Raw genomic sequence first — 22,661 nt, forward strand, 5'->3', positions numbered from 1 at the left:
ACCGCTGATGATGCCCCGCGCAGGTTTTGTGCTCACCCGCCACTGGCGCGACAGCCCGCATGGCACGGAAATTATCCTCTGGCTCGCCACCGATGCGGGCCCGCAGCGCGTGGTGCTGCCGGTGCAGGAGTCCGTGGCCTTTATCCCTGAGGCGTTTCAGGCGCAGGTCAGCGCGCTGCTCCAGGATGAGCGGCAGTTTCGGATTCAGTCGCTGGCGCTGAAAGATTTCCGCCGTCGCCCGGTTTTCGGCCTCTACTGTCCGCAGAACCGGCAGCTTCAGCGCATTGAAAAACGGCTGCGCGAACAGGGTATTCCGGTCTATGAGGCCGATATCCGCCCGCCGGAACGCTATCTGATGGAGCGGTTTATCACCGCGCCCGTCTGGTTTGATGGCGAGCAGCAGGGCGACAGCGTGGTCAATGCGCGGCTTAAGCCGCATCCCGACTATCGCCCGCCGCTGAAGTGGGTGTCGCTGGATATCGAAACCACCCAGCACGGCGAGCTCTACTGCATCGGGCTGGAGGGCTGCGGTCAGCGTCAGGTTTATATGCTCGGCCCGGCCAACGGCGACGCCAGCAGCCTCGATTTCGACCTGATCTATCTCGACAGCCGTCCGCAGCTGATCGAGGCGCTGAACCAGTGGTTTGCCGGGCACGATCCGGATGTCCTGATTGGCTGGAACGTGGTGCAGTTTGACCTGCGCGTGCTGCAGAAACATGCCGATCGTTACGGCATCCCGCTGCGCCTGGGGCGCCAGCAGGCCGCGCTGGAGTGGCGCGAACATGGCTTTAAGCCTGGCGTTTTCTTCGCCCAGGCCAGCGGCCGCCTGATTATCGATGGCATTGAAGCCCTTAAATCGGCGTTCTGGGATTTTCCCTCCTTCAGCCTGGAGTCGGTCTCCCGGCAGCTGCTGGGCGAAGGGAAAGCGATCGATAACCCCTGGCAGCGCATGGAGGAGATCAACTGGCGCTTCGCCAACGATAAACCGGCGCTGGCGCGCTATAACCTGAAAGATTGCGAGCTGGTCACGCGCATTTTCCACAAGACGGCGATTATGCCGTTCCTGCTGGAACGCGCGGCGGTCAATGGCCTGGCGGTGGATCGCCACGGCGGCTCGGTGGCGGCCTTCAGTCATCTCTATATTCCCCGGATGCACCGCGCGGGGTTTGTCGCGCCGAACCGGGGAGATATCGCGCCGGAAGCGAGCCCGGGCGGCTATGTGATGGATTCGCGCCCCGGCCTCTATGACTCGGTGCTGGTGCTGGACTATAAGAGCCTCTACCCCTCTATTATCCGTACCTTCCTGATCGATCCGGTCGGGCTGGTGGAGGGCCTGGCTCATCCCGATGATGCCGATTCGGTGGCGGGGTTCCGGGAAGCGCGCTTCTCGCGGCAGACCCACTGCCTGCCGGCGATTGTTGAGCAGATCTGGCTGGGCCGCGAAGCGGCGAAAAAACAGAACAACCAGCCGCTGTCGCAGGCGCTGAAGATCATCATGAACGCCTTTTATGGCGTGCTGGGCACCAGCGCCTGTCGCTTCTTCGATCCGCGCCTTGCCTCCTCGATTACGCTGCGCGGTCACGCCATTATGCAGCAGACCCGCGCGCTGATTGAGGCGGAAGGCTACGATGTCATCTACGGCGACACCGACTCTACCTTTGTCTGGCTGAAATCAGCACATAGCGAGGAGGCGGCGGCCGCGATTGGTCAGCAGCTGGTGCAGAAAGTGAATGCCTGGTGGCGCGACCATCTGCAACAGACCCAGGGGCTGACCAGCGCGCTGGAGCTGGAGTATGAAAGCCACTTCTGCCGCTTTCTGATGCCGACGATTCGGGGCGCCGAACAGGGCAGTAAAAAACGCTACGCGGGCCTGATCCGCGATGCAGGCGGTGAGCGCATGGTCTTCAAGGGACTGGAATCGGTACGGACCGACTGGACGCCGCTGGCAAAAACCTTTCAGCAGCAGCTCTATCACCGCATCTTCCACCGGGAACCCTGGCAGGATTACATCCGGGAGACGGTGGCGCAGCTGCTGGCGGGGGAACTCGACGATCAGCTGATCTATAAAAAGCGTCTGCGGCGTCCGTTAAAGGAATATGAACGAAACGTGCCGCCGCACGTCCGCGCAGCCCGGCTGGCCGACGAGCAGAACCGCAAATTAAACCGTCCGCTGCAGTATCAGAACGGCGGCCGGATCCGTTACGTCATGGCGACGGCGGGTCCCGAGCCGCTGGAGGCGCGCAGCACTCCGCTGGACTATGATCACTACGTGACCCGACAACTTCAGCCCGTTGCCGAGGGGATCCTGCCCTTTGTGGAGGGGGACTTTGCTACACTGATTACCGGGCAGCTGGGTCTTTTTTGACAGGTGACGAACGCCCTGCCATCCAGTACCATAGCGCCCTTCCTGAAACTCACCGCTCTTAAGTACGCTCCAGACCCTGCTGTCTGGCGGTAACGCTATTGCCTGAGTTTGGGGAAACACCTCTAAAAACGTTAAAATTCGAGCAAAAAATATATGGTTTTTACATTAGGTCAGCGCTGGATTAGTGATACGGAAAGTGAACTGGGACTGGGCACCGTGGTGGCGATCGATACCCGCATGATCACCCTGCTGTTCCCGGCCACGGGGGAAAACCGCCTCTACGCCCGCAACGATTCGCCGGTTACCCGCGTCATCTTTAATCCGGGTGATACCATCACCAGCCACGAAGGCTGGCAGATGCGCGTCGATGACGTCCGCAACGAAAATGACCTGATGACCTACATCGGTACCCGTCTGGATACCGAAGAGAGCAACGTAATGCTGCGCGAGGTGATGCTCGACAGCAAGCTGGTGTTCAGCAAACCCCAGGATCGCCTGTTTGCCGGCCAGCTCGACCGGATGGACCGCTTTGCCCTGCGCTTCCGCGCCCGTAAATATCAGAGTGAGCAGTACCGCCTGCCGATCAGCGGCTTGCGCGGTATGCGCACCAACCTGATCCCTCACCAGCTGCACATTGCCCATGATGTGGGCCGCCGCCATGCGCCGCGCGTGCTGCTGGCCGATGAAGTGGGTCTGGGAAAAACCATTGAAGCCGGGATGATCATCCAGCAGCAGCTGCTGGCGGGCCGTGCCGAACGCGTCCTGATCGTAGTGCCGGAAACCTTACAGCATCAGTGGCTGGTCGAGATGCTGCGTCGCTTCAACCTGCGCTTTGCGCTGTTTGATGACGATCGCTACACCGAAGCGCAGCACGACAGCGACAACCCGTTTGAAACCGAGCAGCTGATTATCTGCTCGCTCGACTTTGTGCGCCGTAACCGTCAGCGCCTTGAGAAGCTGGCTGATGCCGAGTGGGACCTGCTGGTGGTCGACGAAGCGCACCACCTGGCCTGGTCAGAAGGCGAACCGAGCCGTGAATATCAGGTGATCGAACAGCTGGCAGAGAAAACCGCCGGGGTGCTGCTGCTGACCGCGACGCCGGAGCAGCTGGGAATGGAGAGTCACTTCGCCCGTCTGCGCCTGCTCGATCCGGATCGCTTCCACGACTTTGCTGCCTTTGTAGAAGAGCAGCAGCATTTCCGCCCGATTGCTGACGCCGTGACGGCGCTGCTGGCGGACAAGGCGATCTCTCAGGAGGAGATGAACCGGATCAACGATCTGGTCGGCGAACAGGATATCGAGCCGCTGCTGCAGGTGGCCAACAGCGATCGCGACGGCAAGCAGGAGGCGCGTCAGGAGCTGATCTCAATGCTGATGGACCGCCACGGCACCAGCCGCGTCCTGTTCCGCAACACCCGTAACGGCGTTAAAGGCTTCCCGAAACGCGAACTGCACCAGATCCGTCTGCCCCTGCCCGCGCAGTATCAGACCGCGATCAAAGTTTCCGGCATTATGGGTGCGCGCAAGAGCGCCGAAGAGCGGGCGCGTGACCTGCTCTACCCGGAACAGATTTATCAGGAGTTTGAAGGCGACAGCGGCACCTGGTGGAACTTCGATCCGCGCGTGGAGTGGCTGATGGGCTATCTCACCAGCAACCGCAAAGAGAAAGTGCTGGTGATCTGTGCCAAAGCGGCCACGGCGCTGCAGCTGGAGCAGGTACTGCGCGAGCGTGAAGGCATCCGGGCCGCCGTATTCCACGAAGGTCTGTCGATCATCGAACGTGACCGTGCCGCCGCCTGGTTCGCCTCCGAAGAGAATGGCGCGCAGGTGCTGCTCTGCTCCGAGATCGGCTCCGAAGGCCGTAACTTCCAGTTCGCCAGCCGTCTGGTGATGTTTGACCTGCCGTTTAACCCGGATCTGCTGGAGCAGCGTATCGGTCGTCTGGATCGTATCGGCCAGGCGCACGACATCCAGATTCTGGTGCCGTGGCTGGAGCAGACCGCCCAGGCGGTGCTGCTGCGCTGGTATCACGAGGGGCTGGATGCGTTTGAACACACCTGCCCGACCGGCCGCACCATTTATGACAGCGTGCATTCAGAGCTGATTGGCTATCTGGCCGCACCGGAAAACAGCGAAGGTTTCGATACGTTTATCAGCGAGTGCCGTAAACAGCATGATGCGCTGAAAGCGCAGCTGGAACAGGGTCGTGACCGTCTGCTGGAGCTGAACTCCAACGGCGGCGAATCGGCGCAGCTGCTGGCAAATGCCATCAGCGAGCAGGATAACGACACCGGTCTGGTTAACTTCGCACTCAACCTGTTTGATATCGTCGGTATCAATCAGGAAGATCGCAGCGATAACCTGATCGTCCTGACGCCGTCCGACCACATGCTGGTGCCCGATTTCCCTGGTCTGCCGGAAGATGGCTGCACCATCACCTTTAACCGCGACCAGGCGCTGTCACGCGAGGATACCCAGTTCATTACCTGGGAGCACCCGCTGATCCGCAACGGCCTGGACCTGATTCTGTCGGGCGATACGGGCAGCAGCGCGCTGTCGCTGCTGAAGAACAAGGCGCTGCCGGTCGGCACGCTGCTGGTCGAGCTGATCTATGTGGTAGAAGCGCAGGCGCCGAAGCATCTGCAACTGACGCGCTTCCTGCCGCCAACGCCGATCCGTCTGCTGATGGATACCAAAGGCACCAATCTGGCGGATAAAGTGGAGTTCGAGAGCTTTAACCGTCAGCTCAACGCGGTGAACCGTCATACCGCCAGCAAACTGGTGAATGCGGTCCAGCAGGATGTGCATGCGATTCTGCTGCAGGGTGAAGAGAGCGTCGTCAGCGAAGCGCGTGCGTTGATTGACGCTGCGCGCGCCGAGGCGAACGAGAAGCTGGGCGCTGAGCTCTCGCGTCTCAACGCCCTGAAAGCGGTGAACCCGAACATCCGTGAAGATGAAATCGAGGCGCTGGAAAGCAACCGCGAACAGGTGCTGGAAAGTCTCGATCAGGCTAACTGGCGTCTCGACGCGCTGCGCCTGATTGTCGTGACCCACCAGTAAGCTCAGGGGCCGCATGGCCCCTCTTTTTGTTGGAAAGCCTCATGGAACCTTACAATCCGCCGCACGAACCCTGGCTGCACATCCTTTATCAGGATGCGCATATTATGGTGGTCAATAAACCCAGCGGTCTGCTCTCCGTTCCCGGCCGGTTACCCGAGAATAAAGATAGCGTGATGACGCGGATCCAGCGGGACTTCCCGCAGGCTGAATCGGTCCATCGGCTGGATATGGCGACCAGCGGCGTACTGGTTGTCGCCCTGACCAAGGACGCCGAGCGTGAACTGAAACGCCAGTTCCGCGAGCGCGAGCCCGCTAAAACCTATGTGGCCTGCATCTGGGGACATCCGGAAAAGGAGGCGGGGCTGGTTGATCTGCCGCTGATCTGCGACTGGCCGAATCGTCCGAAGCAGATGGTCTGTTTCGAGAACGGGAAAGCCGCGCAGACGGCGTATCAGGTGCTGGAATATCGCGATGATAACAGCGCGCGCGTCTCGCTGAAGCCGATTACCGGTCGCTCACACCAGCTGCGGGTGCATATGCTGGCGCTGGGCCATCCGATTCTGGGGGACAACTTCTATGCCCACCCGGACGCCAGGGCGATGGCGTCCCGCCTGCTGCTGCATGCGGAGTCGCTGACTATCACCCATCCGGCGTTTGGCAATGCGATGACGTTTCGTCAGCCTGCTGACTTCTGAGAGTCACGCCAGCGACTGCGGGCCTCCTCTGTGACAGAAGAGGCGCGGCAGCCGGGGATTACTTGAAGCCTTTCTCTTTGCGAATCAGGTCGTACGCCGCCTGAATCTCCTGCGCTTTCTGCTTCGCCATCTCCATCATCTCGGGCGGTAGGCCTTTCGCCACCAGCTTATCGGGATGATGCTCACTCATCAGCTTGCGGTAGGCGCGCTTAATGGTGGTGGCGTCGTCACTGCGCTTTACGCCCAGCACGCTGCAGGCGTCATCCAGCGTCGGTCCGCGTTGCGCCTGCTGGAAACCGCCGGCGCTGCGCTGGCCGCCGCCAAACTGCTGGCCGCCTTCCATCATGCGCAGGAACTGATCGAACTGCGTGCGTGAAATCCCCAGCTCCTCGGCGATCACATAGAGCACCTGGCGCTCGTTGGGATGCAGTGAACCGTCGGCAAAGGCGGCCTGGATCTGGATCTCCAGAAACATCCGAATCAGGTCGAAGCGGCCAAAGCAGGCGCTGCGCAGTTCACGCAGTTTGCTGCGTAACGGGTAATCTGCCTGTTTGCCTTCGCGGAAGGCGCGCTGGGCAGCCGTGCGCGACTCACCATGCAGCTGCATCCGCTCCATTAACAGTGACGCAATCTGAATATCGGCTTCAGTGACGCGCCCTTTTGACTTGGTCAGATGGCCCATCACCTGAAAGGTGGTGCTGAAAAACAGCGTCTGTCGGGTCTGATTGTTTGAGAAGTAAGCCTTGCCCTGCGCACCGCGTACTTTGTCAATCATATGGCCAATGATCAAACCGATCACAATACCCCAAAAGCCGGCACCGGAAAGTAATCCCACCGCCAGACCCACAACTTTTCCCCAGTAGCGCATAAACTCCTCAATTCGCCATGCTTGCGGCTGAAAATTGCATTATCATACCTGTCATTTACCTCAGCGCCTAACAGCAACGCTGACAGACCAGGATTAACACTGGCGCAACGCCGGGCAGTAAGTTAGTCTCTGACCCGATTGTCGGCATGATGCCAGTTTTCATGGAATTCTCGATACCGCGTATGAAAAAACATATACCTACCCTGCTGGCCACACTGATCGGCGCAGCCATTAGCCAGCAAGCCTTTGCCGACGATTTGATGTCGCAGTGTATGTTAGGCGTGCCGAGTTACAACCGCCCGCTGGTCAACGGCGATGCGAATCAGTTGCCTGTTACCATCAAGTCCGACACCGCCAAAGGGAACTACCCCGACGATGCGGTGTTTACCGGCAACGTGAATATTGAGCAGGGCAACAGCCGCATGCAGGCTGATGAAGTGCAGCTTCATCAGCGTCAGCCGAACGACCAGACCGCTCCGGTCCGCACCGTCGATGCGCTGGGTAATGTGCACTACGATGACAATCAGGTCATCCTGAAAGGTCCGAAAGCCTGGTCAAACCTCAACACCAAAGATACCAACGTCTGGAACGGTCAGTATCAGATGGTGGATCGTCAGGGACGCGGCACCGCCGATCAGATGAAGCTGCGCGGGGACAACCGCTATACCATTCTGGAAAACGGCACCTTTACCTCCTGTCTGCCTGGCTCAAACAGCTGGAGCGTGGTGGGGTCCGAAGTGATCCAGGATCGTGAAGAGGAAGTGGCCGAGATCTGGAACGCCCGCTTTAAGATCGGTTCCGTGCCGGTGTTCTACAGCCCCTATCTGCAGTTGCCGATTGGCGATCGCCGCCGCTCCGGCTTCCTGATCCCGAATGCAAAATATGGCAGCAACAACGGCTTTGAGTTCATGCTGCCCTATTACTGGAACATTGCGCCGCAGGCCGATGCCACCATTACGCCGCACTACATGAGCAAGCGCGGCATGCAGTTTGAGAACGAATTCCGTTATCTGACGACGCTGGGCGCGGGCCTGATGGAGTTCGACTACCTCGGCTCAGACAAACAGTACGATAACGACAAAGCGATGCGCGGTATCGCCGAAGATGACAGCTCAAACCGCTGGCTCTTCTACTGGCGTCATGCCGGCGTCTATGACAAGAACTGGCGCTTCAATGCGGACTACACCAAGGTCAGCGATAAGTACTACTTCAACGATCTCGACTCGAAGTACTACAGCTCAACCGATAACTACGCCACGCAAAAATTCAGCATTGGTTATGCGGACATCAACTGGGACGCCACGCTTTCCACCAAAGATTTCCAGGTGTTCGGCGATAACAGCAGCAACAACGTCTATCGCGCCATGCCGCAGCTGGACGTCAACCTCTATCAGAACGACATCGGTCCGTTCGATGGCCGGATCTATGCGCAGGCGGTGAAATTCACCAACGTCAGCGACCGTTATCCTGAAGCGACCCGCTTACATATTGAGCCAACCCTGAACCTGCCGCTGTCAAACGGCTGGGCCAGCCTGGATACCGAAGCGAAATTACTGGCGACGCACTATCAGCAGGATGATGTTGAGTACTACAACACCAACATCGATACCGATCGCAACAACCAGCTCAAAGAGTCCGTTAACCGTACGCTGCCGCAGTTTAAGGTTGATGGCCGGATGGTCTTTGATCGCGATATGAACTCGGCGGTGGGTTACACCCAGACGCTGGAGCCGCGGGTACAGTACCTCTATATCCCGTACCGCAATCAGAGCAACATCTATCCGTACGACTCCACGCTGCTGCAGACCGACTACACCGGCCTGTTCCGCGATCGTACTTACAGCGGCCTGGATCGCATCGCGTCTGCGAATGAAGTGGCGACCGGTGTCACCTCCCGTATTTATGATACCGATCTGGTTGAACGTTTTAACGTTTCTGTGGGTCAAATCTACTCGTTTACCCCTTCTCGTACTGGTGTGAATCAAACCAGTAAAGAAGATGATACCGGCAGCCTGATCTGGGCTGGCGATACATACTGGAAAATCAGCGATCGCTGGGGCGTCCGGGGTGGTCTGCAGTATGACACCAAACTCGACAACGTCTCTCAGGGCAATACCGTCCTGGAATACCGTCGCGATGCCGACCGCATGGTGCAGCTGAGCTATCGTTACAGCAGCCCGGAATATGTGGCCAGTGCGCTGAACAACAGTGCGCTGGTGACCAATCCTATCTTTAAAAATGGGATTTCACAGGTCGGCACCACGGCCAGCTGGCCGATTGCGGATGCATGGTCTGTGGTAGGCGCTTACTACTACGATACCCGCAACACGCGTCCGGCATCGCAGCTGGTGGGCCTGCAGTACAGCTCATGCTGTTACGCGATCCGGGTCGGTTACGAGCGCAAAATTAACGGTTGGGAAAACAACGACAGTAAATATGACAACCAAATCTCATTCAACATTGAGCTGCGTGGTCTGAGTCCTAACTACGGCTTAGGCACCAACGATATGCTGCGTCAGGGCATTATTCCTTACCAGCCCGCTTTCTGATGTTGTGATGTTTGACAGGCAATCCCGCAGTGCGGAACCAACAATGGATAAAGTATGAAGAACTGGAGAATGCTGATTCTTGGTGTGGCAATCAGTGCCAACACCGCGTTCGCAGCACCACAAGTCGTTGATAAAGTTGCTGCCGTAGTCAATAACGGCGTGGTTCTTGAGAGTGACGTGGACGGCATGATGAGCACGGTCAAATCTCAGGCCCGGCAGGCCAATCAGCAGCTGCCAGATGATAAAACGTTGCGCCATCAGATTCTGGAACGTCAGATCATGGACAACATCATCCTGCAGATGGGCGAGAAAGCGGGCGTTCAGATCAGCGACGAGCAGCTGGACCAGGCTATTCAGAACATCGCAGCACAGAACCGCATGAGCCTCGATCAGCTGCGCAGCCGTCTGGCCTATGACGGCATGAACTACAGCGTCTATCGTGCGCAGATCCGTAAAGAGATGACGATTGCCGAAGTCCGCAACAACGAAGTGCGTCGTCGCGTGACTATTCTGCCGCAGGAAGTGGATACGCTGGCTGCCCAGATCGGCTCTCAGAACAGCCAGGGCACCGAGCTGAACGTCAGCCACATTCTGCTGCCGCTGCCGGAAAACCCGACGCAGCAGCAGGTTGACGAGCAGGAGACGCTGGCAAAACAGCTGGTGGGCGAACTGAAAAATGGCGCTGACTTCGGCAAGATGGCCGTGACCTATTCCGCCGACTCCCAGGCGCTGAAAGGCGGCAACATGGGCTGGGGCAAAATCGAAGAGTTGCCGACCCTGTTTGCGCAGGCACTGGCAACGGCTAAAAAAGGCGATATCGTCGGGCCGATCCGTTCCGGTGTGGGCTTCCACATCCTGAAGGTGAACGACCTGCGCGGCGAGAGCAAAAATGTCTCCGTCACCGAAGTGCATTCACGCCACATCCTGCTGAAGCCCTCACCGATCCTCACTGACAGCCAGGCGCGCGCGCAGCTGGAGCAGATCGCGGCCGACATCCGCAGCGGGAAAACCACCTTTGCCGCCGCGGCCAAGCAATACTCTGACGATCCCGGCTCGGCTAACCAGGGCGGCGATCTCGGCTGGACCTCACCGGAAGTCTTCGATCCGGCGTTCCGCGACGCGCTGCTGCGTCTGCAAAAAGGCCAGGTCAGTCAGCCTGTTCACTCCTCTTTCGGCTGGCATCTGATTCAGCTGCTGGATACCCGTCAGGTCGATAAGACCGATGCGGCCCAGAAAGAGCGCGCATACCGCATGCTGTTCAACCGTAAGTTTGCGGAAGAAGCACAGACCTGGATGCAGGAACAGCGCGCCAGCGCCTACGTGAAGATTCTGGATGGCAATGCGCAGTAATGCCCGTGTGGTGATCACGCCCGGCGAACCCGCCGGGATTGGTCCCGATCTCACCGTTCAGCTGGCCCAGCAGGCGTGGCCGGTTGAGCTGGTGGTGTGCGCCTCACCTGCCCTGCTACAGCAGCGTGCGGCGCAGCTCGGTCTGCCACTGACCCTGCGCCCTTACCAGCCTGGCGTGGCCGCCGCGCCACAGCAGGCGGGGTCGCTGACTATCCTGCCCGTCGAAACCGCCGAACCGGTGACGCCGGGCACGCTCTGCGTCGCCAACAGCGACTATGTGCTGACCACGCTGGCGCGCGCCTGTGACGGCTGCCTGTCCGGGGAATTTGCGGCGCTGATCACCGGCCCGGTCCACAAAGGCGTGATCAACGATGCCGGTATCGCCTTCACCGGCCATACCGAGTTCTTCGCCGATCGCGCAGGCGGACATCGCGTGGTGATGATGCTGGCGACCGAAGCGCTGCGTGTCGCGCTGGCGACGACCCATCTGCCGCTGAAGGATGTCGCCGCGGCGGTCACGCGTGATTGCCTGCATGAGGTGATCACGATTCTGCATCGCGATCTGCAGCAGAAGTTTGCGATCGCCGAGCCACACATCTACGTCTGCGGTCTCAATCCCCACGCGGGTGAAGGCGGCCACATGGGCCGTGAAGAGATCGAGACGATCACACCGGCACTGGATGAACTGCGTCAGCAGGGCATCAGACTGACCGGCCCGCTGCCTGCCGATACGCTGTTCCAGCCTAAATATCTGCAACATGCCGATGCGGTTCTGGCGATGTATCACGACCAGGGCCTGCCGGTACTCAAGTTTCAAGGGTTTGGCCGGGCGGTAAATATTACCCTGGGCCTGCCCTTTATCCGGACCTCCGTTGACCACGGCACCGCGCTTGAACTCGCCGGGCTGGGTCAGGCGGAACCGGGCAGCTTCATCACGGCGCTTAACCTCGCCATCACTATGATCAAGAGCAGTAATGAATAATCGCGTCCATCAGGGGCACTACGCCCGTAAACGTTTCGGGCAGAACTTCCTGAACGATCAGTACATTATCGACAGCATTGTCTCCGCTATTCATCCACAGCGCGATGAAGCGCTGGTTGAGATCGGTCCTGGCCTGGGTGCCCTGACCGAGCCGGTAGGGGAACGCCTCGATAGCTTAACGGTGGTCGAGCTGGACCGCGATCTCGCCGCGCGTCTGCAGACCCATCCGTTCCTTGGCCCGAAACTGACTATCTTCCAGCAGGATGCCATGACCTTTGACTTCGCCGCCCTGGCGCAGGAGCGAGGCCAGCCGCTGCGGGTATTTGGTAACCTGCCCTATAACATTTCGACCCCGCTGATGTTCCACCTTTTCAGCTATACTGGTTCGATCAAAGATATGCACTTCATGCTGCAGAAAGAGGTGGTTAACCGTCTGGTTGCCGGTCCGGGCAGTAAAGCCTATGGCCGCCTGACGGTGATGGCGCAATATTACTGCCAGGTGATCCCGGTGCTGGAAGTGCCGCCGCACGCCTTTACACCGCCACCGAAAGTGGACTCTGCGGTGGTGCGTCTGGTACCTTTTGCCGAACCGCCTCATCCGGTCAGCGACGTGCGTATTCTGAGCCGCATTACCACCGAAGCCTTTGGTCAGCGCCGCAAAACGTTGCGAAACAGCCTGAACCACATGGTGACGGCCGGTGCGCTGGAAGAGTTGTCCATCGATCCCGGTCTGCGCGCTGAAAATGTCTCAGTCGCGCAATATTGTCAGCTGGCCAACTGGCTGGCGAATCATCAGGGAAAATCGCAGGAGTAAGTCATGAGTGAAACGGCCCGCGTCTCCGTCCATGTGCAGAGCCAGTACGTCGCCTCCCAGTCCTCGCCGGATGAGGATCGCTACGTCTTCGCCTATACCATCACGATACGCAATCTGGGCCGTTCCGCTGTGCAACTGCTGGGGCGCTACTGGCTGATTACCAACGGTAATGGCCGCGAAACAGAAGTTCAGGGTGAAGGCGTGGTCGGTGAACAGCCGCTTATCGCCGCAGGCAATGAGTTTCAGTACACCAGCGGTGCCGTGATCGAAACCCCGATGGGCACTATGCAGGGACACTATGTGATGGTCGATGAGCAGGGTGAAACCTTTCACGTCGATATCCCGGTGTTCCGCCTCGCCGTTCAGACCCACATTCACTGATTCACACGCTTTTTGCCCGCTAAGCCGGGCACCTTCCCGATGGATAAAACGTTATGAGCACATACCTGATTGGCGACGTTCATGGTTGCTACGACGAATTACGTGCACTGCTGCAACAGGTCGATTTCAACCCTGAGCAGGATACCCTGTGGCTGACCGGCGACCTGGTCGCGCGCGGCCCCGGCTCGCTGGAGGTTCTGCGCTACGTAAAATCGCTGGGCGACGCGGTGCGTCTGGTGCTGGGTAATCACGACCTGCATCTGCTGGCGGTCTACGCCGGGATCAGCCGCAACAAGCCGAAAGATCGCCTGACGCCGCTGCTGGAAGCGGAGGATGCCGACGAGCTGATTAACTGGCTGCGTCGTCAGCCCCTGCTGCAGGTGGATGAAGAGAAGAAACTGGTGATGGGCCATGCCGGTGTCACGCCGCAGTGGGATATCGAAACCGCGAAAAAGTGCGCGCGTGAGGTCGAAGCGGTGCTTGCCAGCGACAGCTATCCGCTGTTCCTGGATGCCATGTATGGCGACATGCCGAATAACTGGAGTGAAGACCTGACCGGGCTGGCCCGTCTGCGCTTCAGCACCAACGCCCTGACCCGGATGCGTTACTGCTTCCCGAACGGTCAGCTGGATATGATCTGCAAAGATGCGCCGGAGTCGGCACTTCCACCGCTGAAACCCTGGTTTACCCTTGAGGGGCCGGTCGCACGCGACTACACCATCATCTTTGGTCACTGGGCGTCGCTGGAAGGCAAGGGCACGCCTGCGGGGATTATCGGGCTGGATACCGGCTGCTGCTGGGGCGGAACGCTGACCCTGCTGCACTGGGAGACGCAACGCTATGTGGTGCAGCCCTCCAACCGCGAAAAAGCGCTGGCTGCCAGCGACAGCCTGGCGCCGCCTGCACTGTAACGATCAGGCTGGCCGTCAGGCCAGCATATGGTTTCAGGCCCCGATAACACCACCATCTTCGCGGGTGATCATGATCACCGATGAGCGCGGACGCGGGCTGTTGTGCGGGAAATGGGAGTCCCCCTCTTCGCCGGGATGCTGCACGTTGACAAACAGCGTTCTGTAATCGGGCGTGAAGGTAATGCCGGTCAGCTCGCACGATTTCGGGCCGACCATAAAGCGGCGGATCTCGCCGCTGTCGGGATCGCCCACCAGCATCTGATTATTCCCCTGCCCCTGATAATCCTCTTTGTTACTGTATTTGCCGTCGGTCAGGATCCATAAGCGCCCCGCGGCATCAAATCCCAGACCATCCGGGCTGTTGAAGGTGTTCTCAGCGGTGATGTTGGGCGTGCCGCGATAGATCCCCTCAGGGTGCGCGATCGGATTGCCGCACAGCGCATAAATATCCCACTCAAACGTCAGCGCGGTGGCATCGCCCTTCTCATCCCAGCGGATAATCTGGCCGTAGATATTTTTTGGCCGCGGGTTGGCCGCATTGACGGGCATCCCCTCGTTGCCGCGCTTGTTGTTGTTGGTCAGCGTGCAGTAGGCGCGGCCATCGTGCGGATTCACGGCGATCCATTCCGGCCGATCCATACGGGTGGCGTTTACCACATCGGCCGCCGCTCGCGCGTTGATCAGGACGTCAGCCTGACTGCTGAAGCCCTTCTCTGCGGTGAGGCCATTTTCGCCCCACTTCAGCGCCAGCCAGCGCCCGGTGCCTTTAAGCGGCGTGCCCTGCGCGTCACCATTGAACTGCGCCACATAGAGCGTGCCCTTGTCCAGCAGCCCATGATTCGCTTTCGCATCATCCGGGTTAACCCGATCGTCGGAGACATATTTATAGATATACTCGCCGCGCTCATCATCCCCCATGTACACCACCAGCTGACCGTTTTTCGCGACCGTGACCGCCGCATTCTCATGTTTGAAGCGACCCAGCGCGGTGCGTTTGACCGGCACGGAGTGAGGGTCAAAGGGATCGATTTCCACTATCCAGCCGTGGCGGTTAAATTCGTTGGGGTTTTTCGCGACATCAAAGCGGGGATCAAAGTCGGCCCAGTTCCGTTCCGGCTCGGCGGCATTCAGGGTATAGCGCTTCTGCTGCGGGGTTGGCGTGAAGTCCGCCTGTCGTGTGCCAAAATAGGTGTCGTAGTTCTCTTCACAGGTCAGATAGGTGCCCCACGGCGTTTTACCGTTGGCGCAGTTACCAAAGGTGCCGAGGACGTTCATGCCTTCGGGATCGGCTGCGGTCTGCAATGCGTTGTCACCGGCGGCAGGGCCGGAAAAGCGCATCGGGGTGTTCGCGGTAATGCGGCGGTTGTAGTCAGACGGACGCACCACCTGCCAGCGGTTATCCTCGCCCCGTTTCACTTCCACCACGGAAATACCGTGCGCCGCCTGTGACTTTTTCACGTCTTCCAGGCTGGTCGCTTTGCTGCCTCCGTGGGCAAACAGCGTTGGCTCGTTAACATATTCATTATTGATCGCCATTACGCCGCGATGATCGTCGATGGCAAAGAAGCTCATCCCGTCATTGTTGTCACCGAACTGCTTTTCCTGATCCGCCGCGCTGTTGTTGCCGTGCGGATCAAACGCCGCAGCCCCGTTCACCAGCGGATCGCCCCAGGAGATCAGCACCTCGGCGCGGTAGCCGGGCGCGACCACCACCTCGTCGGCGGTCGAGGCGGCAATAGCCTGAAAGCCCAGCAGCGCACTGCCCGCCGGTTTCTCTGCGGCCCGCGCGCCGGATGAGAGCGTCAGGCCGCCGCTGAGAAAGCCGGTCAGGCCGAGCGCACCGGAACCGGCAAGAAATTTACGACGCAGTGGATCAGGCAGGCGGTCAGTGCTTAATGCGGATAATTCGATTTTCATTGGTGATTGCTTCCTTTGTCACGGTCCCAGAAAAGAAGCAATGCTAATGAATAATGATGACAACCAGGTTACAGCCGGGCGGAGGCGGGATTAGCGACGACGGTCGAGGATCTCGAAGCAGTAGCTGTGGGAGTTCTGCTCGTCAGCGTCGTGAAATTCGCTGAACGTGGATTGCCACTCGTCCGGCTCGTAATCCGGGAACTGGGTATCCCCTTCAACTTCTGCGTCGATGTGCGTCAGGTAGAGACGATCGGCACGCGCCAGCATCTGTTCGTAGACGCGCCCACCGCCAATCACCATGATCTCTTCTGCATCACCGGCGGCCTGAACAGCCTCATCCAGCGATGTCACCCAGGTGACGCCTTCCGCGCTGCCGGGCTGGCTGCTGACCACAATATTCAGGCGACCAGGCAGAGGACGGCCGATCGATTCAAAGGTCAGTCGGCCCATAATCACCGGTTTCTTCAGCGTATTACGTTTGAACCACGCCAGGTCTGCAGGCAGGTCCCACGGCATGGCGTTCTCCATTCCAATAATGCGATCTGCTGCTAATGCCGCGATAAGACTAATCATGTTAACCACTCACTGAAAAAAATTGGCGCCATGATACGTAAAGGTGAAAGTTTCGTCGATAGGGGGATCGGTCTATTTGCGTAAAGCTTTCTATGACGCCGTTTTTCACGGCCTGTGCAGCGTTTTTCACCGCGTAATCGCGTTAGTTTGCTGCAGCTCGCCAGCCAGCGGCCTCAGGCTGGCACAAACAGGGGGCGCAAAAGAAAACGGCTCCCGCAGGAGCCGTCAGGATGATCAGAAGTCGTAGCGCAGACGCACCAGGTTCATGTCACCCAGGTTATCGGTGCTGGAGGTAAAGACATGTTCGTAATCGACACGGAAACCGTAGTCGAGGAACAGCGTCACACCCAGACCGTTGTCGATACGCTGGTAGTCACGGCCGTTCGCATACTCGATGCGATCGCCCATCACGTAAGGCTGAACCGCTTTCAGGCCATACTGCGCGACCGGAATTTTGTAGCCAGCGAAATATTCCAGGCCCCACGCATCGCCCGCAAAGTAGTCATGCACATCTTTGCGTCTGGTGGTCATGAAGTTCTGATACCAGCCACCGCCGGCAGAGAGCGTCCAGTTACCCGGTGTCCAGCTCAGCGCAGTACCGAAGATGTTCTGGTCGTAGGTTTTGCTGTCGCCATTGTTCGGGTTACGCATCGCCGCACGGGTGTAGTTCCACGCGGTGCCCCAGCTCAGATCGTCGGTGATGTGGTAGTCCACACCCAGCGAGCCGCCGCCTTTACGCTTGTAACGCAGGCCATTGCCCGGCAGGAACTCATTGTCGTCAAACAGGTAAGAGGCGAAGAGATCCACATCGCCGAAGCTGTTTTTATATTTCAGCTGCTTGCGTGAACGGTAAGAGCCGTCGTAGTCGCCGTTGATCCCGTTGCCCGGTGCCTGGCCGATCATGTCGTAATCCCAGATATCGGTTTTGGCGCCCACGGTGTCGTAATAGACGCTGTTCTGCTGGCCAAAGGTCAGCTGGCCCCAGGTTTTGCTTTTCAGGCCGGTATAAAGCTGGCGGCGGGTGGTGTTATTCGCCCCGTCGGCATAGTGACCGTCCCAGCTGAACAGGGCCGGGACGTTAACGCCCAGTTCGTAGTAGCTGACCCAGCTGACGTCATCGAACAGGTAGTAGTCCGCGCCGAAGCGGAAACGGGTGCCGCCGTCAAAACCGTCGCGCTTATAGGATTTGTCATCCACGCCGGTCTGATGGTTGACCTGAGCACGAATGCTGCCGCCAAACGTGAAGTTCAGGCGGCTGAGCGGATCGCCCGCCTGCGGATCCTGCTTCAGCAGGGTGATTTCCGCCTGGCTGGCGAAAGGAAGAACAGCCATCAGTGCAGCCACTGCACTCAGAGAAAAAGTACGCATTTTCATTTTTTATTAATGTCCTGATACGCTCTGGTGATGAGCGGCAGGCATAGTACTGGCGAAAAATCCCTGCAGAAAGCGTTTCTTTTATAAATCTGTGCGAACCCGCGCGTTCCGCACCTATAGCTAAAAAAATAAGTCAAATCAGTAACTTTAACGCAAACTCTTTGCTTTTCGTGGACCTGACTTTAAGAATATCCCCAGAAAAAGGGCAAAAAAAACGGCTCCCGCAGGAGCCGCTTTTACATTACATCGCCTTTATCTGCGCATGCATCTCCTGAACGGAGATAACCTGCTCCGTCGGGTCAGCATTCAGCGCCATCGCGGTGGCAAAGCCGCCGTTCAGCGTGGTGTCGTAATGCACTTTGTACTGCAGCGCGCTGCGGCGGATAAGCTTCGAATCTTCAATCGCCTGGCGGCCTGCCGTGGTATTGACGATGTAGCTGTATTCGCCGTTCTTCAGGCGATCCTGGATATGCGGACGGCCTTCATGCACCTTGTTGACCAGGCGCGGGTTGATGCCCGCTTCGCCCAGCACCACCGCCGTGCCGTGCGTCGCATCCAGTTCGAAACCAAACTTCTGCAGCTTAGCGGCCAGGTCAACAATCCGTTTCTTGTCGCCTTCGCGCACCGACAGCAGCGCACGGCCCGACTTCTTCATGTTGCTCTGGGCACCCAGCATCGCTTTGGAGAACGCCTCAGCGAACGTGCGGCCCACCCCCATAACTTCGCCGGTCGAACGCATTTCCGGGCCAAGAATCGGGTCAACGCCCTGGAACTTGTTGAACGGCAGCACCACTTCTTTGACGGAGTAGTACGGCGGGATTACCTCTTCGGTAACGCCCTGCTCGGCCAGAGTTTTACCGGCCATCACGCGTGCCGCCACTTTCGCCAGCGGTACGCCGGTCGCTTTAGAGACGAACGGTACGGTACGCGCTGCGCGTGGGTTCACTTCGATCAGGTAGACTTCATTCTCTTTCACCGCGAACTGCACATTCATCAGGCCGCGCACGTTCAGCTCAAACGCCAGTCTCTCGACCTGCTGACGCATCACGTTCTGAATCTCCTGATTCAGGGTGTAGGCCGGCAGTGAACAGGCGGAGTCACCGGAGTGCACGCCAGCCTGCTCGATATGTTCCATGATGCCGCCAATCAGCACCCGCTCACCGTCGCAGATCGCGTCCACGTCCACTTCGACCGCATCATCCAGGAAGCGGTCCAGCAGAACCGGCGCATCGTTGGAGACCGATACCGCCGTCTGGAAGTAGCGTTTAAGGTCAAGCTCGTCGTAGACAATCTCCATGGCACGGCCGCCCAGTACATAAGAAGGACGCACCACCAGCGGGTAGCCCAGGCCAGCGGCCTTCTCAACGGCCTGCTCCAGCGTGGTGACGGTGGCGTTAGCCGGCTGCTTCAGGCTCAGACGATCGACTGCCTGCTGGAAACGCTCACGGTCTTCCGCGCGGTCAATCGAATCCGGGCTGGTGCCGATGACCGGTACGCCTGCCGCTTCCAGCGCACGCGCCAGTTTCAGCGGCGTCTGTCCGCCATACTGCACGATCACGCCTTTTGGCTGCTCGATGCGCACGATTTCCAGCACATCTTCCAGCGTAACCGGCTCGAAGTAGAGGCGATCAGAGGTGTCGTAATCGGTCGAGACCGTTTCCGGGTTACAGTTGACCATGATGGTCTGATAGCCATCTTCACGCAGTGCCAGGGCAGCGTGAACGCAGCAGTAGTCAAACTCGATACCCTGGCCGATACGGTTCGGTCCGCCGCCCAGAATCATGATCTTTTCGCGATCCTGGCTCGGATTGGCCTCGCACTCCTCTTCATAGGTGGAGTACATGTAGGCCGTGTCTGTCGCGAACTCGGCGGCGCAGGTGTCCACGCGCTTGTAGACCGGGTGCAGGTTAAACTGCTGACGCAGCTTGCGTATTTCGCTTTCAGCCACACCGGCCAGCGTGGCCAGACGCGCATCCGCAAAGCCTTTGCGTTTCAGCGCGCGCAGGAAGGTCGCATCCAGGCTGTTAACGCCTTCACGCGCGACCTGATCTTCCAGCCGCACCAGCTCTTCGATCTGCACCAGGAACCAGCGGTCAATATTGGTCAGGTTGAAGACGCCGTCCACTGACATGCCCGCCCGGAACGCATCCGCGATGTACCAGATACGGTCGGAACCGGCATCTTTCAGCTCGCGGCGGATGCGGGTTAACGCTTCCGGATCGTCGAGGTGAACTTTCGGGTCGAAGCCGTTCGCGCCGACTTCCAGGCCGCGCAGCGCTTTCTGCATCGACTCCTGGAATGTACGACCAATCGCCATGACTTCACCGACCGACTTCATCTGGGTGGTCAGACGATCGTTCGCACCAGCGAATTTTTCGAAGTTGAAACGGGGGATCTTGGTGACCACATAGTCGATGGACGGTTCGAACGACGCCGGGGTTAATCCGCCGGTGATATCATTCATCAGCTCATCAAGGGTGTAACCCACCGCCAGTTTGGCGGCCACTTTTGCAATCGGGAAGCCGGTCGCCTTGGAAGCCAGCGCCGAGGAGCGTGAAACACGCGGGTTCATCTCAATGACAATCAGACGGCCATCTTTCGGGTTTACCGAGAACTGAACGTTGGAACCGCCGGTTTCCACACCGATTTCACGCAGTACCGCCAGCGAGGCGTTACGCATGATCTGATACTCTTTGTCAGTCAGCGTCTGGGCAGGCGCGACCGTGATGGAGTCACCGGTGTGGATCCCCATGGCGTCGAAGTTTTCAATGGAGCAGACGATGATGCAGTTGTCGTTTTTATCACGTACCACTTCCATCTCATACTCTTTCCAGCCAATCAGCGACTCATCGATCAGCAGCTCATTGGTCGGGGAGAGGTCGAGGCCGCGTTCGCAGATCTCTTCGAACTCTTCACGGTTATAGGCGATGCCGCCACCGGTGCCGCCCATGGTAAAGGAGGGACGGATAATGCAGGGGAAGCCCACATCTTCGGCCACGGCCAGCGCCTCTTCCATGGTATGGGCAATACCGGAACGCGCAGTGTCCAGACCGATGCTCTTCATCGCTACATCGAAGCGGCGACGATCTTCCGCTTTGTCGATCGCATCAGCGGTCGCACCGATCATGGTGACGCCAAACTCTTCCAGCACGCCGTGACGTTCCAGCTCCAGCGCACAGTTCAGCGCGGTCTGGCCGCCCATGGTTGGCAGAACGGCATCCGGGCGCTCTTTTTCGATGATCTTACGCACCACTTCCCAGTTGATCGGCTCGATATAGGTTGCATCGGCCATTTCCGGGTCGGTCATGATGGTCGCCGGGTTAGAGTTAACCAGAATAACGCGATAACCCTCTTCACGCAGCGCCTTACACGCCTGCGCACCGGAGTAGTCGAATTCGCAGGCCTGTCCAATCACAATCGGACCGGCCCCAAGAATCAGGATGGATTTCAGGTCTGTACGTTTTGGCATGAATTAGCTCCTGATTACTTCGCTTGCAGACGAAATGCGTCAATCAATTCGATAAAGTGGTCAAACAGCGGCGCTGCATCACCCGGTCCCGGGCTGGCTTCCGGGTGTCCCTGGAAGCTGAAAGCAGGCTTGTCGGTGCGGTGAATGCCCTGCACAGTCTTATCAAACAACGAAATGTGGGTCACACGCAGATTCGCGGGCAGATCCTTCTCATCAACCGCAAAACCGTGGTTCTGGGCGGTGATCATCACGCGGTTGCTGTCGAGATCTTTCACCGGATGGTTGCCGCCGTGATGGCCGAGCTTCATCTTCACGGTTTTTGCACCGCTGGCCAGCGCCAGCAGCTGATGACCCAGGCAGATACCGAACACCGGAATCTCTGTTTTCAGGAACGACTGAATGGCGCTGATCGCATAGTCACACGGCTCCGGGTCGCCCGGACCGTTGGAGAGGAAAATGCCATCCGGGTTCAGCTTCAGCACCTCTTCCGCAGGCGTCTGCGCCGGAACGACCGTCAGGCGACAGCCACGATCGACCAGCATGCGCAGAATATTGCGCTTGGCGCCATAATCGTACGCCACAACATGATAAGGCAGCGACTCTGCCGATGACTGCTCTGGCAGACCGGCTTTCAGCGTCCAGCTGCCCTGCTGCCAGCTGTACGTCTCGGTGGTGCAGACCTCTTTCGCCAGATCCATCCCTTTCAGGCCGGGGAACGCCTGGGCTTTCTGCAGCGCCAGTGCCGCATCCGGAGCGTCGCCAGCAATGATGCAACCGTTCTGCGCCCCTTTCTCACGCAGCAGACGTGTCAGCTTGCGGGTATCGATATCGGCGATGGCCACGATGTTATTGCGCTGCAGATAAGCGGATAAGCTCTCTTCACTGCGGAAGTTGCTGGCAATCAGCGGCAGGTCACGGATGACCAGGCCCTGCGCATGAATCTGGCTGGATTCTTCATCGGCGGCGTTGGCACCGACATTACCGATATGGGGATAAGTGAGAGTAACGATTTGGCGGGAATAGGAAGGATCAGTGAGGATTTCTTGATAACCGGTCATTGAGGTATTGAAAACGACTTCCCCCACTGCCGACCCCGTTGCCCCGATGGCCCGACCGTGGAATTGGGTTCCGTCTTCCAGAACCAGGATTGCTGACTTAATCAAAACATCCTCCAGGGAATAAACAGTCATAATATCTGCATATTAATTCAAAATAGCCGGTTGAATCAATGCAAAAACCGCCTGAATTGTCGATTTTTGGCAAATTGCGCGCATTCTAATGATCCCCCTGGGCATTGTCTACCCTGAGGCCACTTTTTTTCATCTTTATCCGGCTTCTGGAGGAAATACGCGA

Annotated in this window: 15 protein-coding genes; 9 read left to right on the top strand and 6 right to left on the bottom strand. The window is 58.5% G+C overall.

Annotated elements, in window-relative coordinates; genetic code table 11:
• Window positions 1–10 precede the first annotated feature (10 nt).
• The 3 genes from polB (at window position 11) to rluA (ending at window position 6,120) form a co-directional block, all read left to right on the top strand.
• Window positions 11–2,365, top strand: coding sequence for a DNA polymerase II (gene polB / locus ACR6AS_RS10960; RefSeq protein ID WP_369974400.1), 2,355 nt, complete (start codon window positions 11–13; stop codon window positions 2,363–2,365).
• Window positions 2,366–2,518: 153 nt separating this feature from the next.
• Window positions 2,519–5,425 (top strand): RNA polymerase-associated protein RapA, encoded by a 2,907-nt coding sequence (gene rapA, locus ACR6AS_RS10965; protein ID WP_367396073.1) that lies wholly within the window; start codon window positions 2,519–2,521, stop codon window positions 5,423–5,425.
• A gap of 41 nt (window positions 5,426–5,466) precedes the next feature.
• Window positions 5,467–6,120 (top strand): bifunctional tRNA pseudouridine(32) synthase/23S rRNA pseudouridine(746) synthase RluA, encoded by a 654-nt coding sequence (gene rluA, locus ACR6AS_RS10970; protein ID WP_293774744.1) that lies wholly within the window; start codon window positions 5,467–5,469, stop codon window positions 6,118–6,120.
• Window positions 6,121–6,178: 58 nt separating this feature from the next.
• Here rluA and djlA read toward each other — a convergent pair whose 3' ends face one another.
• A complete protein-coding gene (gene djlA / locus ACR6AS_RS10975; RefSeq protein ID WP_111139382.1) occupies window positions 6,179–6,988 on the bottom strand; it encodes a co-chaperone DjlA in 810 nt (269 codons plus the stop codon).
• Window positions 6,989–7,170: 182 nt separating this feature from the next.
• On the opposite strand from djlA, the gene lptD reads away from it, so the two are divergent.
• From lptD to apaH, 6 genes are read left to right on the top strand one after another with little or no spacing between them, the layout of a single operon-like run.
• Complete coding sequence (gene lptD, locus ACR6AS_RS10980; protein ID WP_434162115.1) at window positions 7,171–9,537, top strand: LPS assembly protein LptD; 2,367 nt, start codon at window positions 7,171–7,173, stop codon at window positions 9,535–9,537.
• Between the two features lie 54 nt (window positions 9,538–9,591).
• Complete coding sequence (surA, locus tag ACR6AS_RS10985; RefSeq protein ID WP_111139380.1) at window positions 9,592–10,887, top strand: peptidylprolyl isomerase SurA; 1,296 nt, start codon at window positions 9,592–9,594, stop codon at window positions 10,885–10,887.
• Window positions 10,877–11,869 (top strand): 4-hydroxythreonine-4-phosphate dehydrogenase PdxA, encoded by a 993-nt coding sequence (gene pdxA / locus ACR6AS_RS10990; RefSeq protein WP_367396072.1) that lies wholly within the window; start codon window positions 10,877–10,879, stop codon window positions 11,867–11,869. Before surA ends, pdxA begins: the two co-directional genes overlap by 11 nt.
• Window positions 11,862–12,683 carry a 16S rRNA (adenine(1518)-N(6)/adenine(1519)-N(6))-dimethyltransferase RsmA gene (rsmA, locus tag ACR6AS_RS10995; protein WP_111139379.1) on the top strand — a complete coding sequence of 274 codons (822 nt, stop codon included), beginning with the start codon at window positions 11,862–11,864 and terminating at the stop codon, window positions 12,681–12,683. Before pdxA ends, rsmA begins: the two co-directional genes overlap by 8 nt.
• Window positions 12,684–12,686: 3 nt before the next feature.
• Window positions 12,687–13,064, top strand: coding sequence for a Co2+/Mg2+ efflux protein ApaG (gene apaG, locus ACR6AS_RS11000; protein WP_111139378.1), 378 nt, complete (start codon window positions 12,687–12,689; stop codon window positions 13,062–13,064).
• Between the two features lie 53 nt (window positions 13,065–13,117).
• Window positions 13,118–13,975 (top strand): bis(5'-nucleosyl)-tetraphosphatase (symmetrical) ApaH, encoded by an 858-nt coding sequence (apaH, locus tag ACR6AS_RS11005; protein WP_111139377.1) that lies wholly within the window; start codon window positions 13,118–13,120, stop codon window positions 13,973–13,975.
• Between the two features lie 33 nt (window positions 13,976–14,008).
• On the opposite strand, the gene ACR6AS_RS11010 is transcribed toward apaH, so the two are convergent.
• From ACR6AS_RS11010 to carA, 5 genes are all read right to left on the bottom strand, one after another.
• On the bottom strand, window positions 14,009–15,892 hold the full coding sequence (locus ACR6AS_RS11010) for a PhoX family protein (protein ID WP_367396070.1): 1,884 nt from the start codon (window positions 15,890–15,892) through the stop codon (window positions 14,009–14,011).
• A 90-nt stretch (window positions 15,893–15,982) separates the two neighbouring features.
• Window positions 15,983–16,465, bottom strand: coding sequence for a type 3 dihydrofolate reductase (gene folA / locus ACR6AS_RS11015; protein WP_111139375.1), 483 nt, complete (start codon window positions 16,463–16,465; stop codon window positions 15,983–15,985).
• A 234-nt stretch (window positions 16,466–16,699) separates the two neighbouring features.
• Window positions 16,700–17,833, bottom strand: a complete 1,134-nt coding sequence (locus ACR6AS_RS11020; protein WP_369974399.1) for a porin — start codon at window positions 17,831–17,833, stop codon at window positions 16,700–16,702.
• Window positions 17,834–18,080: 247 nt separating this feature from the next.
• Window positions 18,081–21,308: a carbamoyl-phosphate synthase large subunit gene (gene carB, locus ACR6AS_RS11025; RefSeq protein WP_111139373.1), complete on the bottom strand. Its 3,228-nt coding sequence runs from the start codon at window positions 21,306–21,308 to the stop codon at window positions 18,081–18,083.
• Between the two features lie 14 nt (window positions 21,309–21,322).
• Complete coding sequence (gene carA, locus ACR6AS_RS11030; RefSeq protein WP_111139372.1) at window positions 21,323–22,471, bottom strand: glutamine-hydrolyzing carbamoyl-phosphate synthase small subunit; 1,149 nt, start codon at window positions 22,469–22,471, stop codon at window positions 21,323–21,325.
• Between the last annotated feature and the right edge of the window lie 190 nt (window positions 22,472–22,661).

The sequence above is a fragment of the Pantoea phosphatilytica genome (genome assembly GCF_051025615.1).
In the GTDB taxonomy this organism is placed as follows: domain Bacteria; phylum Pseudomonadota; class Gammaproteobacteria; order Enterobacterales; family Enterobacteriaceae; genus Pantoea.